Source organism: Maribacter sp. UBA3344, from assembly GCF_002362375.1.
In the GTDB taxonomy this organism is placed as follows: Bacteria; Bacteroidota; Bacteroidia; order Flavobacteriales; family Flavobacteriaceae; genus Maribacter; species Maribacter dokdonensis.
Map to the genome: position 1 here is coordinate 221234 of NZ_DERI01000012.1, position 23258 is coordinate 244491.

General features: G+C 35.7%; 17 protein-coding genes. 6 read left to right on the plus strand and 11 right to left on the minus strand.

What is annotated here, in order from left to right:
* Nucleotides 1-19: 19 nt before the first annotated feature.
* The 9 genes from fucP to B2Z27_RS10245 all read right to left on the minus strand — a co-directional run bounded on the left by fucP (nucleotide 20) and on the right by B2Z27_RS10245 (nucleotide 8052).
* Nucleotides 20-1327, minus strand: a complete 1308-nt coding sequence (fucP, locus tag B2Z27_RS10205) for an L-fucose:H+ symporter permease (protein WP_286813568.1) — start codon at nucleotides 1325-1327, stop codon at nucleotides 20-22.
* 50 nt (nucleotides 1328-1377) lie between these two features.
* Nucleotides 1378-2157: an SDR family oxidoreductase gene (locus B2Z27_RS10210; protein WP_058105413.1), complete on the minus strand. Its 780-nt coding sequence runs from the start codon at nucleotides 2155-2157 to the stop codon at nucleotides 1378-1380.
* Between the two features lie 28 nt (nucleotides 2158-2185).
* A complete protein-coding gene (locus B2Z27_RS10215) occupies nucleotides 2186-3016 on the minus strand; it encodes an amidohydrolase family protein (protein WP_286813569.1) in 831 nt (276 codons plus the stop codon).
* Nucleotides 3013-3870 carry a fumarylacetoacetate hydrolase family protein gene (locus B2Z27_RS10220; RefSeq protein WP_074674462.1) on the minus strand — a complete coding sequence of 286 codons (858 nt, stop codon included), beginning with the start codon at nucleotides 3868-3870 and terminating at the stop codon, nucleotides 3013-3015. Before B2Z27_RS10220 ends, B2Z27_RS10215 begins: the two co-directional genes overlap by 4 nt.
* A 10-nt stretch (nucleotides 3871-3880) precedes the next feature.
* The gene (locus B2Z27_RS10225) at nucleotides 3881-4654 is read right to left on the minus strand and encodes an SDR family NAD(P)-dependent oxidoreductase (protein WP_286813570.1); all 774 of its coding nucleotides are present in this window, start codon (nucleotides 4652-4654) and stop codon (nucleotides 3881-3883) included.
* An 11-nt stretch (nucleotides 4655-4665) separates the two neighbouring features.
* Nucleotides 4666-5988: an L-fuconate dehydratase gene (locus B2Z27_RS10230; protein WP_210707848.1), complete on the minus strand. Its 1323-nt coding sequence runs from the start codon at nucleotides 5986-5988 to the stop codon at nucleotides 4666-4668.
* 87 nt (nucleotides 5989-6075) lie between these two features.
* Nucleotides 6076-6945, minus strand: a complete 870-nt coding sequence (locus B2Z27_RS10235; protein ID WP_210707850.1) for an AraC family transcriptional regulator — start codon at nucleotides 6943-6945, stop codon at nucleotides 6076-6078.
* A gap of 188 nt (nucleotides 6946-7133) precedes the next feature.
* A complete protein-coding gene (locus B2Z27_RS10240; RefSeq protein ID WP_058105469.1) occupies nucleotides 7134-7610 on the minus strand; it encodes a nucleoside deaminase in 477 nt (158 codons plus the stop codon).
* Between the two features lie 82 nt (nucleotides 7611-7692).
* Entirely contained in the window at nucleotides 7693-8052 is a 360-nt protein-coding gene (locus B2Z27_RS10245) for a hypothetical protein (RefSeq protein WP_286813571.1), read from the minus strand.
* Between the two features lie 196 nt (nucleotides 8053-8248).
* On the opposite strand from B2Z27_RS10245, the gene B2Z27_RS10250 reads away from it, so the two are divergent.
* The 6 genes from B2Z27_RS10250 to B2Z27_RS10275 all read left to right on the plus strand — a co-directional run bounded on the left by B2Z27_RS10250 (nucleotide 8249) and on the right by B2Z27_RS10275 (nucleotide 19473).
* Nucleotides 8249-10159, plus strand: a complete 1911-nt coding sequence (locus B2Z27_RS10250; protein WP_286813572.1) for an endo-beta-N-acetylglucosaminidase — start codon at nucleotides 8249-8251, stop codon at nucleotides 10157-10159.
* Between the two features lie 421 nt (nucleotides 10160-10580).
* Nucleotides 10581-11855 (plus strand): ribonucleotide-diphosphate reductase subunit beta, encoded by a 1275-nt coding sequence (locus tag B2Z27_RS10255; RefSeq protein WP_058105478.1) that lies wholly within the window; start codon nucleotides 10581-10583, stop codon nucleotides 11853-11855.
* Nucleotides 11856-13652, plus strand: coding sequence for a ribonucleoside-diphosphate reductase subunit alpha (locus tag B2Z27_RS10260; protein ID WP_071339823.1), 1797 nt, complete (start codon nucleotides 11856-11858; stop codon nucleotides 13650-13652). It begins immediately after the preceding gene.
* A 355-nt stretch (nucleotides 13653-14007) separates the two neighbouring features.
* On the plus strand, nucleotides 14008-15087 hold the full coding sequence (locus tag B2Z27_RS10265; RefSeq protein ID WP_071339822.1) for an efflux RND transporter periplasmic adaptor subunit: 1080 nt from the start codon (nucleotides 14008-14010) through the stop codon (nucleotides 15085-15087).
* Nucleotides 15087-18167 carry an efflux RND transporter permease subunit gene (locus tag B2Z27_RS10270; protein WP_286813573.1) on the plus strand — a complete coding sequence of 1027 codons (3081 nt, stop codon included), beginning with the start codon at nucleotides 15087-15089 and terminating at the stop codon, nucleotides 18165-18167. The genes B2Z27_RS10265 and B2Z27_RS10270 overlap by 1 nt, the downstream gene beginning before the upstream one ends.
* 1 nt (nucleotide 18168) lies before the next feature.
* On the plus strand, nucleotides 18169-19473 hold the full coding sequence (locus B2Z27_RS10275) for a TolC family protein (protein ID WP_286813574.1): 1305 nt from the start codon (nucleotides 18169-18171) through the stop codon (nucleotides 19471-19473).
* A 78-nt stretch (nucleotides 19474-19551) separates the two neighbouring features.
* Here the strand turns inward: B2Z27_RS10275 and B2Z27_RS10280 are convergent, their stop codons facing one another.
* Entirely contained in the window at nucleotides 19552-20736 is a 1185-nt protein-coding gene (locus B2Z27_RS10280; RefSeq protein ID WP_286813575.1) for an acetate/propionate family kinase, read from the minus strand.
* A gap of 10 nt (nucleotides 20737-20746) precedes the next feature.
* A complete protein-coding gene (pta, locus tag B2Z27_RS10285) occupies nucleotides 20747-22840 on the minus strand; it encodes a phosphate acetyltransferase (protein WP_286813576.1) in 2094 nt (697 codons plus the stop codon).
* Nucleotides 22841-23258: the final 418 nt, after the last annotated feature.

Consider the following 23258-nt stretch of genomic DNA (forward strand, 5'->3'; position numbering starts at 1 on the left):
ATGTTTTTGATTCTTCATGCTAATTCTGATAATATTTATGGGTCATTTGTCCGTAGAAAGCAATAACCACAAAACAGATTAATGGTAATATAAAAGAAAAGTTGACTTCGGATAACCCTAGTATTTCCGTGTCATTGACACCAAATCCGCCAACGTCTATTATTTTACCCTGTAGACCAGGCATTAAGGCACCACCAACGATAGCCATAACAAGACCTGCGGCACCAATTTTAGATTCCTCTTCTTCTAAATTTTCTAAGGCAATACCATAAATTGTTGGGAACATTACGGACATGCATAATGATAGTGCTACCAAACAATAAAGCCCTATGGTACCTACTAAGAACATGGTTCCTAAAGATGCGATAATAGCGGCAATGGCATATAATAGCAGTAATTTTCCAGAGGATATAAACCTTAGAAGATACGTGCCAATTACCCTGCCTACTAAAAAGAGGATAAAGGCGATAATTTGATAATTTGCGGCGGTTTCACTTTCCATACCAATAGCCTCTGCATATTGGTAAATATAGGTCCAACACATAATCTGGGCTCCAACATAGAATATTTGGGAAGCCACACCAAAGACATATTTTTTATTCTTTTTCAACGAATTAAATGTATGGGCCAGGCTAGGTATGTTGCCATCTCCTTTTGATTGTGGCATTTTACTAACGGCGATCAACACCAAAATTGCCAAAATAACCAAACCTAAGACTACATATGGATCCCTTATCACCATTAAATCTGAAGTTCTTATGAGAGATTTTTTTGCTTCGGATAAGGCACTATAATTTTCAACATCGTCAGATTGTAAATTTTTAAGTACAAATTGCTGGGCCACTAAAAGTCCCAATAACAGACCAATAGGGTTAAAGGCTTGTGCCAAGTTTAATCTTTGGGTCGCGGTTTTAGGGTCGCCCATTGCCAATATGTAAGGGTTGGCGGTTGTTTCTAAAAAGGCAAGACCAAATGTTAGAATATATAGACCTAAGCAGAAGAACCAAAACTGTTCTGTTATGGCCGCAGGATAAAAAAGTAATGCGCCTACGGCATATAAGGCCAAACCAATGATAACACCTACTTTATAGGAATATTTGCGAACAAATAACGCTGCCGGTAAGGCCATACAAAAATAACCACCATAAAAAGCCATTTGTACCCATGCAGCCTGAGAATTAGATAGTTCCAATACCTTTTTAAAGGCTTGTACCATAGGATCCGTAACGGCATTTGCAAAACCCCAAAGAGCGAATAAAGAAGTTATTAAAATAAATGGTAACAAAGTTTTTCTTGATACAATGGGTGTTTTATCTGTCTTTGACATGGATGGTGAGTTTTGTTGTTAAGTTGAAAGGTTAGAAAGCAAAGTCAGCGTTATAGGGCGCGGTCCAAATGGCTGTAGCCACCATCTACAAATATGAGTTGACCTGTGGTATGACTGGATTTTTCAGAAAGTAAGAAAGCGACCATATCTGCAATTTCTTCTGCTGTGGTCATTCTATTTTCTAAAGGAATTTTTTCGGTAATCTTACCAAGTCTTTCTTCTGGGTTTGGAAATGATTTTATCCAACGATCGTACAACGGTGTATAACATTCGGCAACAATGACGGCATTTACACGAATGGAATAGGGTAGTAGCTCAACCGCCCATTCTCTTGTAAGTGCATTTCTGCCTCCGTTTGCTGCGGCATAACCAGAAGTGCCACCTTGACCGGTTACCGAGGTTTTAGAGCCGATATTTACAATTGCTCCCTTGTTTCTTTTAAGTTCAGGAAGCGCATAGTGTGCCATCATGTAATAATGGGTAAGATTTCTAGAAATGGAACGCATAAAATCTTCATGATTACCATCTTCTAACCCTACTGAATCATTTACTCCGGCATTATTGACCAAGCCGTCAATTCTACCAAAACGTGCTATACAGCTATCAACGGCCTCTTTACATTTTTGAGGGTCTGTCAGCTCAGCAAAAGCATACCCTGCTTGTCCGCCTTCTTTTTCTATCTCAGAAATTACCGATACAATATTCGCTTTATTTCTACCTAGAATATATGGTATGGCACCTTCTTTTGCTAGGCAAATACTTATACCTCTACCAATTCCAGATGAACCTCCAGATACTATGATAACTTTATTTTTCAGATTTAAATCCATCGTTGGTAATTTTAATATGATTAATTGATTATGCGTTTAAGTTGTAAAAATCCATAGCGTTCAATCCCATAATTTGTGCTTGCTCTGTAGGCGATAGTTGCTGGATGTAAGACGTTATGATGTCTTTGTTTTTAGCGTAACTACCCGCCAATAGGCAAACAGGCCAATCTGACCCGAACATTAAACGTTCTGTGCCAAATGCCTCAAATACAACATCGATATACGGAGTGAAATCGGAAGTTATCCAACTGCTCCAATTTGCTTCAGTAGTTAGTCCCGATAGTTTACAATATACATTTGGGTTTTTGGCAAGTGTTGTAATAGCGGCTTTCCAATCATTTATTTCACCAGATTTAATTGGTGGTTTGGCAATATGGTCAAGAACAAATTTTTGATTTGAAAATTTTGAAACCAATTGAGTGCTGTTCTTTAATTGATTAGGGAACACCAAAAGATCGTAGGTTAGATTTAAGGCCGCTAATTCACTAATGCCGTTCAAAAAGGCTTGATTTAAAATGAAGTCTTCCTTTTCAGCTTGTAGAATATGGCGCACACCTTTAAAAAGTTTGTTTTGGGCAAAATATTCCAAACGCTTTTTCACGTTGTTATCGCATAAATCTACCCAACCTACAACTCCCTTTATAAAATTATTATGGGTAGCTAAGTTTAATAAAAAGGTCGTCTCGGTTTCAGACTGATCTGCTTGTACGGCAATACAACCATCAACATTGTTTTCAGTAAGTATTGGTTTTAAATCACTAGGTAAAAAATCGCGCTGAATAATTTTCATTGCACCATTGATCCAACTATCTCTAACCGGGTCATACTTCCAAAAATGTTGATGGCTGTCTATGATCATTTTGTATATGCCTTGGCAATTTGTTTAGAGCTTCCTAATTTTTCAATACCTAATTCAACCACATCACCTGGGTTTAAATATCTTGGAGGATTAAAACCTAAACCTACACCAAAAGGAGTACCTGTAGATATGATATCACCCGGTAATAGGGTCATGTATTGGCTAATGTAACTGACTAATTCTGGAACATTGAAAACTAAATCTTCGGTATTACTGTTCTGTAATAGTTCTCCATTGACCTTTAACCATAGGTCTAAATTATGTGGATCGCTAACTTCTTCTTTGGTAGCTAAAAACGGACCTATTGGGGCAAAAGTATCACAACTTTTACCTTTTACCCATTGCCCTTCTTTTTCTAATTGAAATTCCCTTTCACTATAATCATTATGCAATGTGTAACCCGCAACATAGTCCATGGCATCGGCTTCTTCAACATAGCTTGCTTTTTTACCAATAACTACGGCAAGCTCTACCTCCCAGTCGGTTTTCTTACTATTCTTTGGGATGATAACATCATCATTTGGTCCTACGATAGCAGAAGTTGCCTTGAAGAACAATACAGGTTCGGTAGGTACTTTCATGCCGCTTTCCGCTGCATGTTTGGCATAGTTCAACCCAACGCAAACAATTTTAGAAGGTTTTTTTAGGGGAGGTCCCAATCTTGTACTCTTATCTATTTTAGGTAAATCATTAGCTTTTTCATCTACCCAAGATTTAAGTCGTGCTAAACCGTCGTTCTCAAAAAACAGTTCATCATAATCTTCACCAAAACCTGAAGTATCTATCCAATCGCCATTATCTAGAATTACTCCCGGTTTCTCATTTTCAGGTGTTCCAAATCGTATTAATTTCATTGTATATAATTTATCCGTTAAGTTTTATGAATCCCCCGTCAATAGGGAAATCCGTTCCAGTAATAAAAGAAGCTTCGTCTGAACAAAGGTAAAGAGCTAGGTCAGCAACTTCTTGAGGTTTGCCCATTCTGCCAATTGGCTGTGTGGCAGAAAGGTTTTTGAACATTTCTTCTTCCTGTCCCGGGTAATTTGCTTTTATAAATCCGTCAACAAAAGGAGTGTGTATTCTAGCCGGTGAAATACAATTGCAACGAATACCGTCTTTAATATAATCTTTGGCTATGGAATAGGTCATGGTCAATATGGCTCCTTTGCTCATGGAATAGGCAAAACGATCATCTATGCCTACACTTGAAGCTATAGATGCCATATTAATGATGACTCCGCCCGTTTTTTTCATTTCAGGGATAAGAGCATACATGCAGTTGTATGGCCCTTTAACGTTCACATCATAAACACGATCAAAATCCGTTTCGGCCGTTTTTTCAATGTTTCCTACATGGGCTATACCTGCATTATTAATAAGAATATGTATTTCTTGTTTTGATGTAATTTCATTGATTACGTTAACTACCTGCTTTTGATCGACAACATTGCAGTTATATGCTGTAGCCGAGCCACCTTGTTTCTTAATTAGATTTACGGTGTTTTCAGCGTTGTCTGCATTTAATTCCAAAATATGAACGTTGGCTCCTTGTGCTGCAAATGTGGTAGAAATAGCTTGACCAATACCGCTACCTCCACCGGTTATAATTACGTTTTTACCTTTTAGGTTAAACTTCATGTTTCTATCGTTTATTTATTCTGTAATTCCTCTTTCCAAAATGCCCCATCAGGAAAAGTATAGGTGTCCAATGACTCTTCTTTCATGGTAATACTATAACCTGGTAACTTTGGGGGCATGTATGCTCCGTCCTTAATAACTACAGGATCATAAAAATGTTCGTGCAAATGATCAACAAATTCTATAATTCTATTTTCCATACTACCGCTTATAGCTATAAAGTCTATCATGGATAGGTGTTGAACGTACTCACAAAGCCCTACACCACCTGCATGCGGGCAAACAGGGATATTGAATTTAGCTGCCATTAACAAAATAGCCAAAATTTCGTTTACACCACCAACTCTACAACTATCAATTTGGCAAATGCCAATAGCACCGGCCTGCATTAGTTGCTTAAAGATAACCCTGTTTTGACAATGTTCACCTGTTGCAACTTCAATGGGTTTAATGGCTTTTGCAATTTTAGCATGACCTAAAATATCATCGGGACTAGTTGGTTCTTCAATCCACCACGGGTTGAATTTTTTAAGCGATTCCATGTTGGTGATCGCTTCGTCAACATCCCATTTTTGGTTGGCATCCATCATGAGTTTTAAATCGTCTCCAATTTCTTCACGAATAATTGCGGCACGTCTCATATCATCCTTAAGGTCAGAACCAACTTTGATTTTCATATGCTTAAAGCCACTCTCTTTAGCTTCTTTGCAAAGACGTCTCATTTTATCATCGGAATACCCTAACCAACCTGCCGATGTAGTATATGCAGGGTAGCCTTTGTCTTTCAGAAAAGCAATACGTTCTTGTTTGGTAGCTTCATTTTTACTTAAAAGTTCAAGAGCTTCTTTAGGAGTAATGGCATCCGTAATGTAAGTGAAATCTATACATGAGACCAATTCAGCGGGAGTCATATCTGCCAATAATTTCCAAAGCGGTTTCTTCTCTACCTTGGCATATAGATCCCAAACGGCATTTACAATAGCGCCTGTGGCTAAATGAATAACCCCTTTTTCAGGACCTAACCATCTCAATTGGCTGTCTCCGGTAATCATTTTCCAAAAAGCGCCCATATTCGAGGTAAAGCTTTCCAAAGATTTACCAATGACTAAATGAGAAAGAGATGTTATGGCCTGGGTGCAAAGTTCATTTCCTCTACCTATAGTAAAAGTTAATCCGTGACCTTCATGGCCATCAGGTGCATTAGTCTTTAAAATAACGTATGCAGCACTATAATCTGGATCAGGATTCATTGCATCTGATCCGTCTAAAGACTTACTTGTAGGAAAGCGAATGTCCCTAGAGATGACGTCAGTAATTATAATTGAATTTGACATTGATTTTGTTTTATTCAAAAATAGGAGAGTAGATGACCTAAAACCACCACATAAAATACCAAATCTGATACTTTTTTTGCATTTGGTTTAAAAATGTTTTCGATGTTGGCTTAAAAATGAAGAAGGAGATTCGTCTTTTATGATTTTGAACTGACGATTAAAATTAGAAATGTTTCCAAATCCACACGCATATGCAATTGATGTAATACTCTCTTTGTTTTCAAGTAGCATTTTGCAAGCAAAGCCAATTCTAATTTCATTCAAGAATCTGGTAAACGGTTTTCTGTGAATTGTCTTAAAAAATCTACTGAAGGATGATGCGTTCATGTTAACCAACAGAGCTACATCTTTAGAGCTTATTTGGGTGTGAAAATTTTGATATACATATTCATAAATAATATTCAACCTTTTATTTTCTGATTTATGAAATGTATTTATAAAACCATTGCTTGATAAAAGCGTATAGTTTTGCTGTTGCTCTAATTTGCATAATAATTCAATTATTCTCGTAATTTTAAGTGCAGGTTCAAGACTATGTAGATTTATTAATTCATTTTTTATGTTATCCTTAATATGGTTAAATTTTATTCCCTGTGTCGCTTTCTTCAATAATTGAGCAACAGGTTGCATTTCTGGCAGGGATAAAAATTCTTGACCAACGAAGTTATCTTTAAAATGAACGGAAACTGCTTGTGCCGTAAGTGTGGAGTTTTTTTCAAAATATACCTCGTCATTTAACCACATATGCGGAACGTTCTTACCTATTAAAACAACCTCACCGGCTTCAAATTTTTCTATGCTATCTCCAACAAATCTAGTACCGGTACTTTTAATAATATATACCAATTCTAGCTCTTCATGAAAATGCCACACCTTCAAAAAATTCTTATAATTATTTTGAGATACGGTAATAGAGGTATTGGCAACACTAGAACGATCTAGCAGATGAAGTTTCATATCATGTAATTTATTACAAAATACGAACTATTTTAAGATGTATAAAAAATATGTAATTACTAGTGGTTTAGTAATTAGTTCATATCTGACTTCAATTTAATTTTATTAAATAAAAAAGAGGGAAAAACAAATTTGTTTTTCCCTCTTTTAAAAAATAATAAACGTACTATATAGTTACCGTTGCTTTGCTAGTACTTTGTCTTGTCTTGTTTAGAGGCCCAATCATTAAAGACTTCAACGGCTTCTTCTTGAAGCATTTGCTTAAAATGAATTTGTCTGTCTTGCATTTCAACTTCTAGCTCATCATATATAAACTGGTCATCAAAATCTATAGCTTTTGCATCTGCCTTATCACAACCATAATATACCGCTTTTGGTCTGGCCCAATAAATAGCACCAAAGCACATCGGGCAAGGCTCGCAAGAAGTATAAATAATACAATCTGTTAATTGAAACGTATTCAGTTTTTTACAGGCATCTCTAATAACCACCATTTCTGCATGTGCAGTAGGGTCATTCGTAGAAGTTACCTTATTATGGCCTTCGGCTATAATTTCTCCATCTTTTACAACTACGGCACCAAAGGGGCCGCCTGCATTTGAGTTCATTCCTTTTGCTGCCATTTCTATGGCTCTTCTCATAAAAAACTCGTGATCTTTCGTCATATTCTTTTCTTAATTTTAAATAGGGATGTAAAATTACAGGAATAATATGGTATTAACTTTAGTTTTCTACCGCATTTACATATTAGTTCAGCGTATTGGATTTAGATTTTATTCTAAGACAACGCTCTTCTCCCAAATAAAGAGGATTACCGTGTTTCTCGGACCAAAATCCGTCTAGAACATCTTTGCTAAGGCACTGGTACACTACAACACCTTTGTAAATATTTTGGTCATCGCCAGTATAGCTGAAATTTATCACCAAAATATTGTTCTTGAAAAAACCTGTACCAGTCTGTTTCTGAGTATTATTAATGGTCCATTTTGCAATAATTCTTTTATTACCATCAAGGGATAATAAAAGTAGGCCTTTGTAATTATGAGATTCCCCATCTTGGTTGCTCCCTATAATAGAATACGAACCCACTAATTCTTCAATATTCATATGGCATTCAATTAAAAGGCGAAAGTATTGAAAATTTCATTTGAGGTCTCCATAAAGCGAAGCCTACCCTTCAAATGTTCCTTTTATGTTTTAATATTCTTTTTCATTTAAAATTAAACCTTCTATAATTTCAAGAGAGTTGTAGATTCTTCAGAAAAGAACAATCTTTAAACTTTAAATTAAACTGATAACGACCATGAGGAAAGTAACCGTGTATTTTGTAATATTATTTTTTTGGTGCGGATTTAACATCAAGGCACAAGAACAAGAGTATGGAAAAAATCAGCCCTATTCTTCTTATTGGTTTGTACACGAGCTTTTAGAATGGTCACCAGAAAATGATAGGGAAGCAAAGTTTAATGTAAGTAGTATTCCTTTGGCAGATCGGTTTTTAAATGATAGTACGGATTTAGGAGAAAGTTCACTAAAAATTCCGGGTATTATAGCTTTAATGGCACCTCATACCACTAATTTTCATCCTTCTCAAGGGTTTTCTTCGGTAAAACAATATGCTTTTCCATTTTGGCAATACATAGATTATTTTGTGCAATGGGGTGGCTCAGCAAACGAAGGTATTATTGTGCCACCAACAGCGTTCTGGACAGATGCTTCCCATAAGAACGGAGTAAAGAGTATAGGTACGGTGTTTTTTCCGCCCAACGTTTATGGTGGTAAGGAAGAGTGGGTGTATGAGTTTCTTGTAAAGAATGAGGATGGAAGCTTTCCCGTTGCCGATAAACTTATTGAAGTAGCTAAAGCATATAATTTTGATGGCTGGTTTATTAATCAAGAAACGTATGATTTAGTGGGTAATATGGGGGAACTCATGCAAGAGTTCATCACATATTATAGGGAACGATCAAATTTAAAATTGGTCTGGTACGATGCCATGATAGATGATTCACGCGTAATTTGGCAAGACGAATTAAACGAGCACAATCAAATGTATTTTCAAAATGGAGATACTAATATGTCTGATGTGTTTTTAATCAATTTTAGGTATCACGATGTCAATTTAGAAGATAGTAAACTTCTGGCCAATAAACTGGGAAGAAGTGAGTGGGATCTGTTCGCGGGTATAGATGTACAGTCCAAAAGTTATAAGACACCTGTAAAATGGGATGCACTATATAAGAACGGTAAACCTAACAATACATCTATAGGTATTTACTGGTCCAACTCTACCTTTGATATTTCTGAAAGTAAAATGCCAGAGGACGTATACCGTAATGAACAAAAATTTTGGAATGGTGGTTCAACTATAGAGACCAGGTTTGGCGAAAGTACTTGGCAAGGATTCTCCAATTATTTTGAACCACGAAGCGTAATTAATGAACTGCCTTTTAAATCTAATTTCAATTACGGACTTGGTAGTTTTTACAATGAGAAAGGAAAAACGGTTTCAAGAGAAGAATGGCATAATTTAAGTATTCAAGACGTATTGCCAACATGGCAATTTCAGGTAGATACTACCAAAGTTGAACCTACCATTAGTTTTGAGGATAGCTATTTTGGTGGTAGTAGCTTATTCTTAGAAGCGTACGAGAATGCAGAACTACCTTTGTACAAGACAAAAATAAGTTTAGAAAAGAACGTGAATTTTAGCGTTGTCGCTAAAACTATTGGTAATATAAGTTTAGAGTTTTATTGCCAATTATCTAACGGGGAGATTTTAACCAATGCGCTTAAAAATTCACTTTCCTGGAAGAAAAACAATTTTAGAATAACCGCTCGTAAAAACGTTCGTATAATTAAAATCGGAGTTAGAACTAGGGGCAAAGGTAGTGCGTATTTAGGCGAGGTTGCCATAAACTCCAAACACGAACCATCACCAACTACATCTCAATTTCAGGTAAATGGCTTTTTAAATGAAAACAATGCCGAATTGTATGTTCATTTTAAAACTTTAGATGCTCCTGTATATCATAATTTATACTTTATAAATGAAGAAAATGACAAAATTTGGTTAGGTAAAACACCCTCTAAAGATTTTTATATTTCAAAAATTCCTACAAAAAATGGAAAAATAAAAATTGAAGTGCAATCGGAGAGTTTTGGTGGTAAAAAAGGTGAAATCATTAAAAAAACCATTGACATTTCTAAATGATACCATTTGATTTTTTAAAGAGAAAATTGAATTTTTTAGACAGATGGGTAAAGCTATTATATTGAAGAAAAACGACTTAAGTTGGTCAACTTAAATTGTAAAAAATTACATCAATGTTAATAGTATGTTATTAGAAAAAAATGACTATAGCCAACTTTATTAAAAATTATTTATACAATTATTAGCTGAAGTAATTCTTTAAGCAAATCTAAATTTAGAATTTAAATTTATCAATATAAGACATTGATTTAAAGTTATTTAGTGTGTGATTTGGAGAAGGTTGGCATTCTTCTATTTTTAGTTAAAATTGCAATTGTTGATAACCATGTTAAAAGCTTAACGAGGTAAATGTGAAAATAAGGTGATTAATTTTGGAACTTTACACCTCGCTTAATTAGTTCATCATTAACATTATTTTAACATGAAAATCACACAGGTCATAAAACGGGATTTTTCAACAAAACCCTTCCATTTACACAAAATTACAAATGCTATTTTAAAGGCTATGACAGCCGTTGAACATGGTGGTCCTGGTGAAGCTGAAATAATTTCCAATAATGTGCATTTAGCACTGTTAGAAAGAAAGAAATTAGACGATAATTATATTCCTACAGTAGAGGAGGTTCAAGATTTCGTTGAGAACAAGTTAATGGAAGGCGGTTACTTTGATGTTGCTAAGGGATATATTCTATATAGAAATGAGCAAGCACAGAAAAGAAAATCGAACATCTTTGAAAAGCGAGTGAATCTAAAACCATATGAATACCCAGCATTGTACGAATATGTATCGGCAATTAGACATTCATATTGGATACATACGGAATTTAACTTTACAAGTGACATTCAAGACTTTAAGACCGGCTTGAATGACATTGAAAGAAATGCCATAAAAAATGCGATGTTGGCCATTTCCCAAATTGAAGTTGCGGTTAAGAGCTTCTGGGGAGATATCTACCATAAGATGCCAAAACCAGAAATTGGTTCTGTAGGTGCAACGTTTGCAGAAAGTGAAGTAAGACATCATGATGCGTATTCTCATTTGTTGGAAATATTAGGTTTAAATGCAGAGTTCAAGAACTTGAAGAAAAAGCCTGTAATAATGAAAAGGGTTCATTATTTGGAAACGGCTCTTAAGAACTCTAAAAGTGAAGACAACAAAGAGTATTCTGAATCAATTTTATTGTTCTCACTATTCATTGAGCACGTATCATTGTTCTCTCAGTTCTTGATTATCATGGCCTTTAATAAACATAAGAATATGTTTAAAGGTATCTCTAACGTCGTTGAAGCAACCTCAAAAGAAGAACAGATTCATGGCGATTTCGGAATTGACATCATCAATATTATAAAAGACGAGAATCCTACATGGTTTAACGTAGAATTTAATAGTACTGTTCAAGATATGTGTAAAGATGCATTCTTGGCCGAGAGTGATATTATAGATTGGATTTTTGAAGCAGGTGAAATAGATTTCCTTCCTAAAAACTTAATCAAGGAATTCATTAAAAAGAGATTTAATGATTCGATAGAAAGTATTGGAATCGAAAAAATATTTGAGGTAGACGAAGAATTATTATCTCAGACAGAATGGTTTGATGATGAGATAATCGGTACCAAACATGGCGATTTCTTCGTAAAGCGCTCCATTAACTATAGCAAAAGAACACAAAGTATAACCAGTGACGACTTATTTTAAATGAACGATTCAAAAATTAACTTAGAGACTAGCGTAAAAGAAGAAATTAAGCTGAATGGTTCTAATGAACTGGTACAAGCAAGAAAAGAAGCGCTTAAAAGTATAAAACAAGACAAAGAAGAAGGGTTTAAGTGGTTAAATCAAGATAGTCGTAACTTCTTGGCTTCTGGTTATTTAACTCCGGGAGTATCAGCCGAAACCCGTATTCGTGAAATTGCAGATAGAGCGGAGAAAATATTAGGTATGCCTGGTTTTTCAGATAAGTTCTATGGGTATATGAGTGAAGGTTTTTACTCATTGGCATCTCCGGTATGGTCAAATTTTGGAAAAGAAAGAGGATTGCCAATTAGCTGTTTTGGCTCTAATATAGCCGATGATATGGGTAACATTTTGTACACCCAATCTGAAGTAGGTATGATGTCAAAATTAGGTGGTGGTACCTCTGGTTACTTTGGTAATATTAGACATAGGGGAGCAGAAGTTAAAAATAATGGGAAGGCATCTGGTGCGGTACATATTATGCAGCTTTTTGAATCTATGGTAGATGTCGTAAGCCAAGGTTCTGTACGTAGAGGTCGTTTTTCTCCTTACTTACCGGTAGAACACGCTGATATTGAAGAGTTTTTGGAAATTGGAACTGAAGGTAACCCTATTCAAGAATTGACTCATGGCGTAACTGTTACGAATGAGTGGATGCAAGAAATGGTAGATGGTGACAATGAAAAACGTTCTATCTGGGCCAAAGTTTTACAGAGAAGAGGTGAAATGGGCTACCCGTATATCTTCTTTAAGGATAATGCCAACAATGGTGCTGCAGATGTATACCAAGAAAAAGGTCATAAGATTTATGCTAGTAACCTATGTACGGAGATTATGTTGCCATCTAGTGACGAGTGGTCTTTTGTATGTGTATTGTCTTCTGTAAACGTTCTTCACTACGATAAATGGAAAGATACAGATGCTGTAGAAACTATGGTATTCTTTTTAGATGCTGTAATTACGGAATTCTGTGAAAAATTAGAAGTATACCGCGATTCTGAAAATAGGGAAGATCGTCAAACCTTTTTGTTCATGGAACGCGCTTATAATTTTGCAAAAGATAACAGAGCGCTAGGTTTAGGAGTATTAGGTTGGCATTCATTATTGCAATCTAAAATGTTGCCTTTTAACAGTCAAGAAGCCTATAATCTAAATAGTGAGATATTTAAGACAATTAAAGAGAAGTCCTACAGTGCTTCTGAAGAGTTGGCAGATAAATTTGGAGAGCCAAAGGTTTTAAAAGGTTTTGGAAGAAGAAATGCGACATTGAATGCAATTGCACCTACAACGTCATCTGCATTCATATTAGGTCAGGTTTCTCAAGGTATAGAACCAATTTGGTCAAATACATACGTAAAGGATATTGCCAAGGTAAAGACAACCATAAGAAATCCGTTCTTAGTTGATCTTTTAGAGGAGAAAGGTATGAATACCACTGAGGTGTGGAGAAGCATTCGTGATTTTGATGGATCTGTACAGCATTTAGATTTCCTTTCTGATTTGGAGAAAGATGTATTTAAAACCTATTCAGAAATTGACCAGATGGATATTATCTATCAAGCAGCAAATAGACAGAACCATATTGATCAAGGTCAATCCGTTAACATTATTGTTCATCCAGAAATGCCAGTTAAGGAAATCAATAAGATTCACGTAACCGCATGGAAATTAGGATTGAAGTCATTGTACTACCAACATAGTATGAATGCTGCCCAAAAATTCAAGCAAAAGAAAGATTGTGCTAGTTGTGAAGCATAAATAATTGTTCTAGAAATAGAATATACAGTTCAAGATCCGGTGTTTTAGAGAACGAAAACGTTCTACTAAGGCACCGTCTTTTTTATTAAACAGTTTGTGCTGTTATCTTAGTGTAAATATGTTCAGCGTATAAATTCTGAGAGGTTAAAAAATGTTAAATAATAAGGTATACTAAACCATTTTTAAATTTTGAAGTCATATTTAATTGCCTTTATGATAGTCTTTGATATCATTTTTTATATAGTTGAAAATATGGTGCTAAAACCTTGTTAAATATAGCTTAAGATATCCCCAAAATAGGTGTTTAGGTTTAGATTTGTTAGTAGCCAAACTAACTAAAAACAATCCACCACCTATGAAAACAAAATACATTGTTTACGGTATCTTGCTGATAGGGTTGACCGCTTTGATCGTTTATAGAATAAATGCCAATAATGAAATTGGAGAGCCTAAACTGTCAGAGGAATCATCAACAGCTACAACCGTAAAAGGCCTTGTTTTACAAGAACAAGAATTTAATGACAATATTTCTCTCTCTGGAACTATTGAAGCCAATGAACAAATAGAAATTAGAAGTGAAATATCAGGAGTTGTAGAGAGTATCAATTTTGAGGAAGGTAGTAAAGTGGTAGAAGGTCAAGTACTTTTTACTGTAAATGATGTTGAGCTACAGGCACAATTGTCAAAAGTACAAACTGCACAAAAATTAGCTTCTGAAAATGAACGAAGGGCAAAATTGCTTTTAGAAAAGCAGGCTATTAGTCAAGAAGAATATGAAATTGCAAGTGCGGATTTTCAGTCCGCAAGTGCAGAATCACAACTCATACAAGCCCAATTATCAAAAACTATTGTTAGGGCACCTTTCTCAGGTACCATTGGTTTACGTTCCATATCAAAGGGAACCTATGTTACACCATTAACACCTATTGCTAAATTGGTAAATACCAGTAAACTTAAAATCACCTTTTCCATACCCGAAAAGTATGCATCCCAGGTAGAGATTGGTACAAATCTCACTTTTACTACTTCAGATGCCAATATAAATCATGAGGCTACCGTGTATGCTATAGAACCTGAGGTTGAAATTGCTACCAGAACCTTGAAAATGAGAGCAATTGCAGAGAATAGTGACGGGAAAATTTATCCAGGTACTTACGCAAACGTGCTTTTGCCTTTAGAAAGCGTTGATAATGCGTTATTAGTTCCGTCAGAATCTTTGATTCCGGTACAGAACGGTAAACGCATTTTTATATCTGAAAAAGGTAGGGCGAAAGAGATAGATGTAGAGATTGGTACAAGAACTGGAAATGAAGTTAGGGTGTTGACCGGCTTAAAAGCCGGTGATACCATTTTAACTTATGGCGTAATGGCCTTAAAAAATGGCACACCGGTGGAAATAGATTTTAATCAACCAGAAGCAAGAACAGGGGAATAATGAATCTATCTACTTTAAGCATAAAAAGACCGGTACTTGCCATAGTAATGAATGTGACCCTGGTTCTTTTTGGAATTATAGGTTACACGTATTTAGGCATTAGGGAATTTCCGTCAATTGACCCTGCACAAGTTTCGGTAAGAACTACATATTCTGGTGCCAATGCAGATATTATAGAATCTCAAATTACCGAACCACTGGAGAAGGCCATTAATTCTATTGATGGCATTAGAAATTTAAGCTCATCTAGTGTACAAGGCTCAAGTTCTATTAATATAGAATTTAATCTAGACAAAGATCTTGAAGAAGCAGCAAACGATGTTAGGGATAAGGTGTCACAAGCAATTAGAAGTTTGCCCGATGATCTTGACTCTTCGCCTGTGGTGTCTAAATCTGATGCGGATGCACAAAGAATATTGTCAATGACCGTTCAGAGCGATAATAAAAATATTCTTGAATTATCCGACTATGCTGAAAACGTCATCGCTCAAAGAATAGAAACCATACCAGGCGTTAGTAGTGTGCAAATTTGGGGTCAACGAAGATATGCCATGAGGCTCTGGATAGACCCTTTAAAACTTTCCTCATATGGATTAACGGTTTCAGATGTACAAGATGCATTATTGGCACAGAACGTAGAATTACCATCGGGAAAATTAACCGGCAATAACACAGAGCTAACAGTAAAGACCATAGGTAATTTAAGTACTGAAGAACAATTTAATAATATCATTATCATGGCAGATAATGATAAGTTAGTGCGTTTAAGTGATATAGGCCAAGCTTCATTAGAGGGTGAGAACATGGAGACTAAAATGAGCGATTCTGGTCAGCCCATGGTAGCTACTGCGGTAATCCCACAACCCGGTACTAACTATTTGGAAATCGCAGATGCTTTTTACGAAGAATACGAAAACCTTAAAAAAGATTTACCGGAAGGCTTTAAACTGAATATTGTAATTGATGACACCGTCTTTGTAAGACGGGCGGTTACCGAAGTAGCCGAGACCTTACTTATTTCGGTAATTCTGGTAATATTGGTCATCTTCGTTTTCTTTAGAAATTGGTCAATGGCCATGCGCCCTTTAATTGATATACCTGTATCCTTAATTGCTACGTTTTTCGTAATGTGGTTGTTTGGTTATTCAATAAATGTTTTAACACTTTTGGCTATTGTATTGGCAACGGGATTGGTTGTTGATGATGGTATTGTTGTGACGGAAAATATTTATAAAAAGGTAGAAGAAGGTATGAGTCCCATTGAGGCGGCTATCAAAGGGTCTAATGAAATATTTTTTGCTGTAATATCCATATCAATAACATTGGCAGCCGTATTTTTGCCCGTCATCTTTTTAGAAGGGTTTGTAGGAAGGCTATTTAGGGAGTTTGGGGTAGTACTTGGAGCAGCTGTACTAATTTCGGCATTTGTGTCTTTATCGTTAACTCCCATGCTCAATGCCTACTTGATTAAACCGGGCAAACAAAAGCAAACAAAATTTTATCATGTAACTGAGAAATACTTTTTGCAAATGAATAAATCCTATGCAGAATCGCTAAGGGTTTTTATGAAAAGAAAATGGTTGAGTTTCCCCATTCTAGCGGGCTGTATAGCTTTAATTGCGGTATTTTATATTCTTCTACCAAAAGAAACGGCTCCTTATGATGATCGTAGCTTTATACGTTTAAGTGTTAATGCTCCAGAGGGTTCTTCTTATGAGTATATGGATAGGTTAATGACCGATATTACCGAATTGATAAATGATTCGGTACCAGAAAAAAAGGTGAGTTTGGTTTTGACTTCACCTGGTTTTGGTTCTTCATCTGTGAACAGCGGTAGGGCTAATATTGCATTGGTGGATCCTAGTGAGCGTGATCGATCGCAAAGAGAGATAGCCAATGATTTAGGTGAATGGGCAAAAGCTTATGTAGGAGGAAAATCTAACGTATCGGAACGCCCAACTATTTCAGTGAATAGACGTGGAGGTCCACCGATACAGTATATTATTCAAGCTCAGAATTTTGATAAGTTAAAGGAATACATACCGGAATTTATGGCAGAAGCTGAGAATGATGAGACCTTTTCTTATGTAGATGTCAATTTGAAATTTGATAAACCGGAGCTATATGTTTCCATAGATAGGGAGAAAGCGGAGACATTAGGAGTATCTGTTATAGATGTAGCCCAGACTTTGCAATTGTCATTAAGTGGTCAGCGTTTTGGCTATTTTTTAAAGAATGGAAAACAATATCAAGTAATAGGTCAGTTTGATAAGGAGGATAGGAATGCACCAATGGACCTCACATCTATATTTGTAAAGAACAAGGACGGATTACTTATCCAATTGGATAATTTAGTGCATACTACTGAGCATAGTAGTCCGCCACAATTATATCATAACAATCGCTATATGGCAGCTACGGTTTCAGCAAATCTTGCGCCTGGAAAAACTATAAATGATGGTATTGCCGCAATGGAAAGAATTAAGGAAAATGTACTTGATGATACCTTTACCACTGATTTGGGAGGTGAGTCTCGTGATTTTGTTGAGAGTAGTTCCAATACACTCTTTGCATTTGGACTAGCATTATTACTGATATTTTTGATTTTAGCGGCTCAATTTGAAAGCTTTATTGACCCTTTTATTATCATTTTAACGGTGCCTATGGCGGTTGCCGGTGCACTGTTTTCATTGTGGTTGTTTGGGCAATCTTGGAATATATTTAGCCAGATCGGTACTATAATGCTAATTGGTCTTGTAACTAAGAATGGTATTCTGATTGTGGAGTTTGCAAACCAATTAAGGGAGCAAGGTATTGAAAAAAGTGAGGCAATTATGAAGGCTTCAGAATCAAGGTTAAGACCTATTTTAATGACCAGTTTAACCATTGCATTAGGCGCTCTACCAATTGCGTTATCTCTTGGAGCGGCATCAACTAGTAGAATAGGTATGGGTGTAGTAATAATAGGAGGTACCATGTTTTCTTTGCTATTGACACTTTTTGTGATACCTGCCCTGTATTTATTGTGGTCTAGGGAAAAAGTAGAGAGACCGGAGTTTAAAGTATTTGAAACCAACTAGAATGAATATAACCAAGCTACCATTTTTATTTTTAATTATTTTACATCTTAACGCCGCCGCACAAGAAATTCTGACTATTGAAGATGCCGTTAAGATTACGGTGAAGAACAACTATCAGATCATCACGGCCGCCAACAATTTAAAAATTGATTCTGTCTCCGTAAGTCCAGGTTTTGCTGGTATGCTTCCTACTTTAGAAGCAAGTATTGAAGATAATAATAGTGTGCAGAATTTATCACAAACAAGAACAGATGGTTCTCAAGTAGAACAGGACAATGCTAAAAACAATAGTTTGGACTATGGAGTAACTTTAGATTGGTTCTTATTTGATGGGTTAAGTATGTTTGCGGCATATGATCAATTGAAACAGAACCGGGAATTAGGTGCAGAAGAATTAAAGCAAGTGGTATTGACCAAGGTTGGCGAGGTAATGATTACCTACTACGATTTGGTACAACAACAACAGCAATTAGCCGCTTTGGACAGTACTATTTATATTTCAGAACAAAGAGTAGAATTGGCTAGAAATAGATTCTCTATTGGAAAGGCATCTAAATTGGAAGTTTTAAATGCTCAAGTAGATTTAAATACCGATCAAACTTTAATGCAGCGCCAAAAAGAACTATATGCAAATACCAAAATTCAGTTGAACGAACAATTGGCGAGAGACTTAACAACCGATTTTAAGGCAGTACCCGAAATATTCGTTGATCAGAGTTTATTGTTACCTGATTTAGAATCTAAATTAATGGCCAATAATCCAGAATTAAATGCAGAGAGAATAAGTAAGAGAATTAGTGAGTTGGAACTTAAACAGGTTAAGGCATCAAGGTACCCCACCATTTATGCTACTACAGGTTATAATTTTGGAAAATCAGAATCTAGTCTTGGTTTTACTACAAGTTCTGAGTCTAACGGATTTAGTTACGGATTTGGCGCAACATTAAATCTGTTTGATGGATTCAATCAAAACAGGAATGAGAAAATAGGAAAAATGGAATTGGAAAATGCAGCCATTGCCATTAAAGAAAAAGAACAGGAATTACTATCTACATTGAGCACAACCTATCAAACCTATCTTACCAATATAAGTTTAATAGAATTGGAAGGAAATAATGAAGCAATAGCCAAGGAAAATCTAGATATTACGGTAGAAAAGTATAGAATAGGTATCATTCCTACAATTGAGTTTAGAACGGCACAACTTAATTATATAAATGCTAGGGTTAGGTTTAGTAATGCAAAATTTCAAGCCAAATTATCCGAAATAATTTTAAAACAAATGTCAGGAGAATTGGACATATGAAACTGGTTCATTATATATGGGAAAGCCTTGGAATTTAGCCATCAATTACAGAACAATTTCCAAGGCTTATAATTAGAACTAATTAATTAATTGGTAAACCTGTTTGGCAATTTCCAATTCTTCATTTGTAGGGATTACCAGAATTTTTACCTTAGAATCCGTGGTATTTATTTCTCTAACATTTTTAGATCTTAAATCATTTTTGGAGTCGTCTAAATGAAGATTAAAACAATCCATATCCTTGCACACAAGTTGGCGCATTAAACTGGAGTTTTCTCCAATTCCTGCGGTGAAAATGATAGCATCTAAACCGTTCATTGCCGCAATATAGGCGCCTATGTATTTTTTAATTCGGTAGGCATTCATTTCTAAGGCAAGAATGCAGTCGGTATTACCTTTACTCGCCTCTACTTCAATATCACGTAGGTCATTGTAACCTGTAAGGCCTAGCATTCCACTTTTTTTGTTCAAAAGTTCATTTACTTCATCTAAACTATACCCAAGTGTATTCACCATATAAAAAATAATGGAATGGTCAATATCACCACTTCGTGTACCCATTACCAATCCGTTAGACGGTGCAAATCCCATACTGTGATCAATACTTTTACCATTTTCAATAGCTGTAATGCTACACCCGTTACCCAAGTGAATGGAAATGAGCTTGGTATTTTGATTACTTAGATATTCATTTGCTTTTTCTGAAACATATTTGTGGCTGGTACCATGAAACCCATACGCCTGAACTCTCTTTTCTTCGAACAGGATATTGGGTACGGCATATTTTTTAGCTTTTATTGGTAACGTTCCATGAAAGGCAGTATCGAAAACAACGATTTGCTTAGATGATTTAAAAATTTCTTCCGCCATTAGTATTCCTTCTAGATTGGCAGGGTTGTGTAAAGGGGCTAGGGGAGAAAGTGATTTTATTTTTTGTTTAACTTCTTCATTGATTAAAGTAGTATCAACATAATCTTTACCACCATGTACCACACGATGACCAATGGCATCTATTTCCTCAGTACTATCGATCACGCCCATTTCAGCATCAAGCAAAAGAGAAGTAATTCGCTCCAGACCAGCTTTGTGAGTTGCAATTTCATAGGTTTTTTCAACCTTATGTGTATCCGTTTTATAGGTTGAAATAGCTTGGGTACTACCAATAGGCTCTATAGATCCTTGACAAATAATCTTTGCCGCAGGCATATCTAAAAGTTGATATTTTATAGATGAGCTACCAGAGTTGATAATTAAAATATTCATGAAAATGAGTTTAGAATCCTTCTGCTTGAATAGCAGTAATTATTACGGTGTTAAAAATATCATCTACGGTACAACCTCGGCTTAAATCATTAACCGGTTTATTTAGACCTTGTAACATTGGTCCGATCGCCAAGGCACCAGTTTCTCTTTGTACCGCTTTATAAGTATTATTTCCTGTATTCAAGTCAGGGAATATAAACACGCTAGCTTGTCCTGCAACTTCAGATTCGGGCAATTTACTTAAACCAACTTTGGCATCAACTGCTGCATCATATTGAATGGGGCCTTCCACTTTTAGGTCGGGTCTTTTATCTTTTATGATTTCAGTAGCTTTTCGTACTCTATCAACATCTTCACCAACACCCGATGCTCCAGAAGAATACGATAGCATGGCTACTTTAGGTTCTATGCCAAATGCAGCACTTGTAGCGGCAGATGAAATTGCAATTTCAGATAATTGCTCTGAAGTAGGATTAGGGTTAATGGCACAATCTCCAAAAACAGTGACCCTATTGGGTAAACACATAAAAAATATAGAAGATACTATAGAAACACCAGGCTTTGTTTTTATAAACTGTAATGCAGGTCTTATGGTATGTTGGGTGGTATGTACGGCACCGGAAACCATGCCGTCAGCATGCCCTTTATAAACCATCATGGTACCATAATATGATACGTCTTCCATTAAATCTTTGGCCATTGCCAAGTTTACGTTTTTATGCTTACGTAATTCAAACAGGGTAGTGGAGTAATCTAAAAAATTGTCAGATGTTGTAGGATCAATAATGTTTATGGTGCTAAGGTCTATGTCAATATCCAGTTCAGTGATTTTTGAAATAATCTGATCTCTATTGCCTAAAAGTGTAATGGTTACCGCTTCGGCATCTATCAGCATTTTGGTTGCCATCAGAATTCGTTCATCTGAACCTTCGGGCAGTACAATATGTTTTTTAGATGATTTGGCTTTTTGCAGAAGGTTATATTGAAACATTCTAGGGGTAATTCCCTTAGCTTTAAAAGTGATTAACCTTTCGGCCAGTTCTTTGGTAGGAATGTGTTTTTCGAACTCTTGTATTGAGGTCTGTATTTTTTCGGTATTTTCAGCATAAATACGTGGTCTAATAGTCCCTATTTTATTGGTGACATGGAAGGTACCTCTTGCTACAGATAGAATGGGAATGATGTCTGAAAGTCCCTCTATCAACTTTATAATGGATTCTTCCGGTAATAAACCACCGGTTAGAACAATACCGGACAAGCTAGGGTAGTTGGTAGAAATATTGGCTTGTAGCGCCCCTAAAATAATATCTGCGCGATCACCAGGTGTAATCACCAAGCTATCATCTTTTAAATGGGTTATGTAGTTACGTAATTGCATGGCGCCAACACTAAAGCTACCAACTTGATTATTGATATAATCTTCACCAAAAAGTATTTTAGCATCTAATTCTTGGGCAATTTCCTTTAAAGTAGGGCTGCCTAAAATAGGGTTTACAGGTATGGTACCTACCAATATGTCATTGGGTAGTTTTTCTTTTAAACCTTCAGAAACAATAGAAACATTTTCTGGTTGTACTTTATTGGCTACGATTAAAAGTACATCTACACCTTTCTCTTTAAAAGAGTCATAGGCCATGTAAAGATTACCGACCAACTCATCCAAAGTTTTGTTTTTTCCGCTTGCTAGAATAACTGCAGGTATGCCTAGGTTTTTTGCAATAAGAACATTAATGTCCCATTCAATTATGGCACCTTCTCCAGAAAAATCGGTTCCTTCCACTAAAACGAAATCGAACTTTTTTTCTATAGTTTTATACTTGTGTATAATATGCCCTACAATTTCATCATCTTTATCTAGGTTTTTTAATTGAACCACCTGGCTTCGTGTATATGCAAAAGCTTCTTCAGGCTTCATATCTACATTAAAGTAGCTTAAAACAGTGTCAATATGATTGTCGGTTTTCCCTTTGGGAACATCATCGATAATTGGTCTGAAATAACCAACCTTGGCAGTTCTACTTAAAAGAAGTTGCATAAGACCTAATGAAATAATTGATTTTCCACTATTTGGTTCTGTAGTAACAATATATATGGCTTTACTCACGTGTAAATGGGATTAGTGTTTATCAAATTTATAGGATTTTGTCAGGGAATACTATTTATGGTTTATAAACTGACATTTTTGTTTAAAAAATCATGTTTTTATAATGTGTAGTTTTTAAAATAAACACAACTTGTTGATTCTAAATTTTCAAGTTTCAAAAATATAGATCAAGGGTATTCTTAAATATGATGAAAATCACATAATAGAGAAAGATGTTTAAAGAGTTTTGGGGGAATACTATCTCAAATCTTGACTAGCTTACATATAATAACACATTGGTCATTTAAAGTAGTGAACATCAGTATCATCAAGTACACAATTTTTACTAAAAGGTGCGTTAAGCTATTAGAGGCTATTGCATTGCCGTAGCTTTTAAAACGCAGATACTGCAAAGTGCTTTGTATTAATTTGTTGCAGC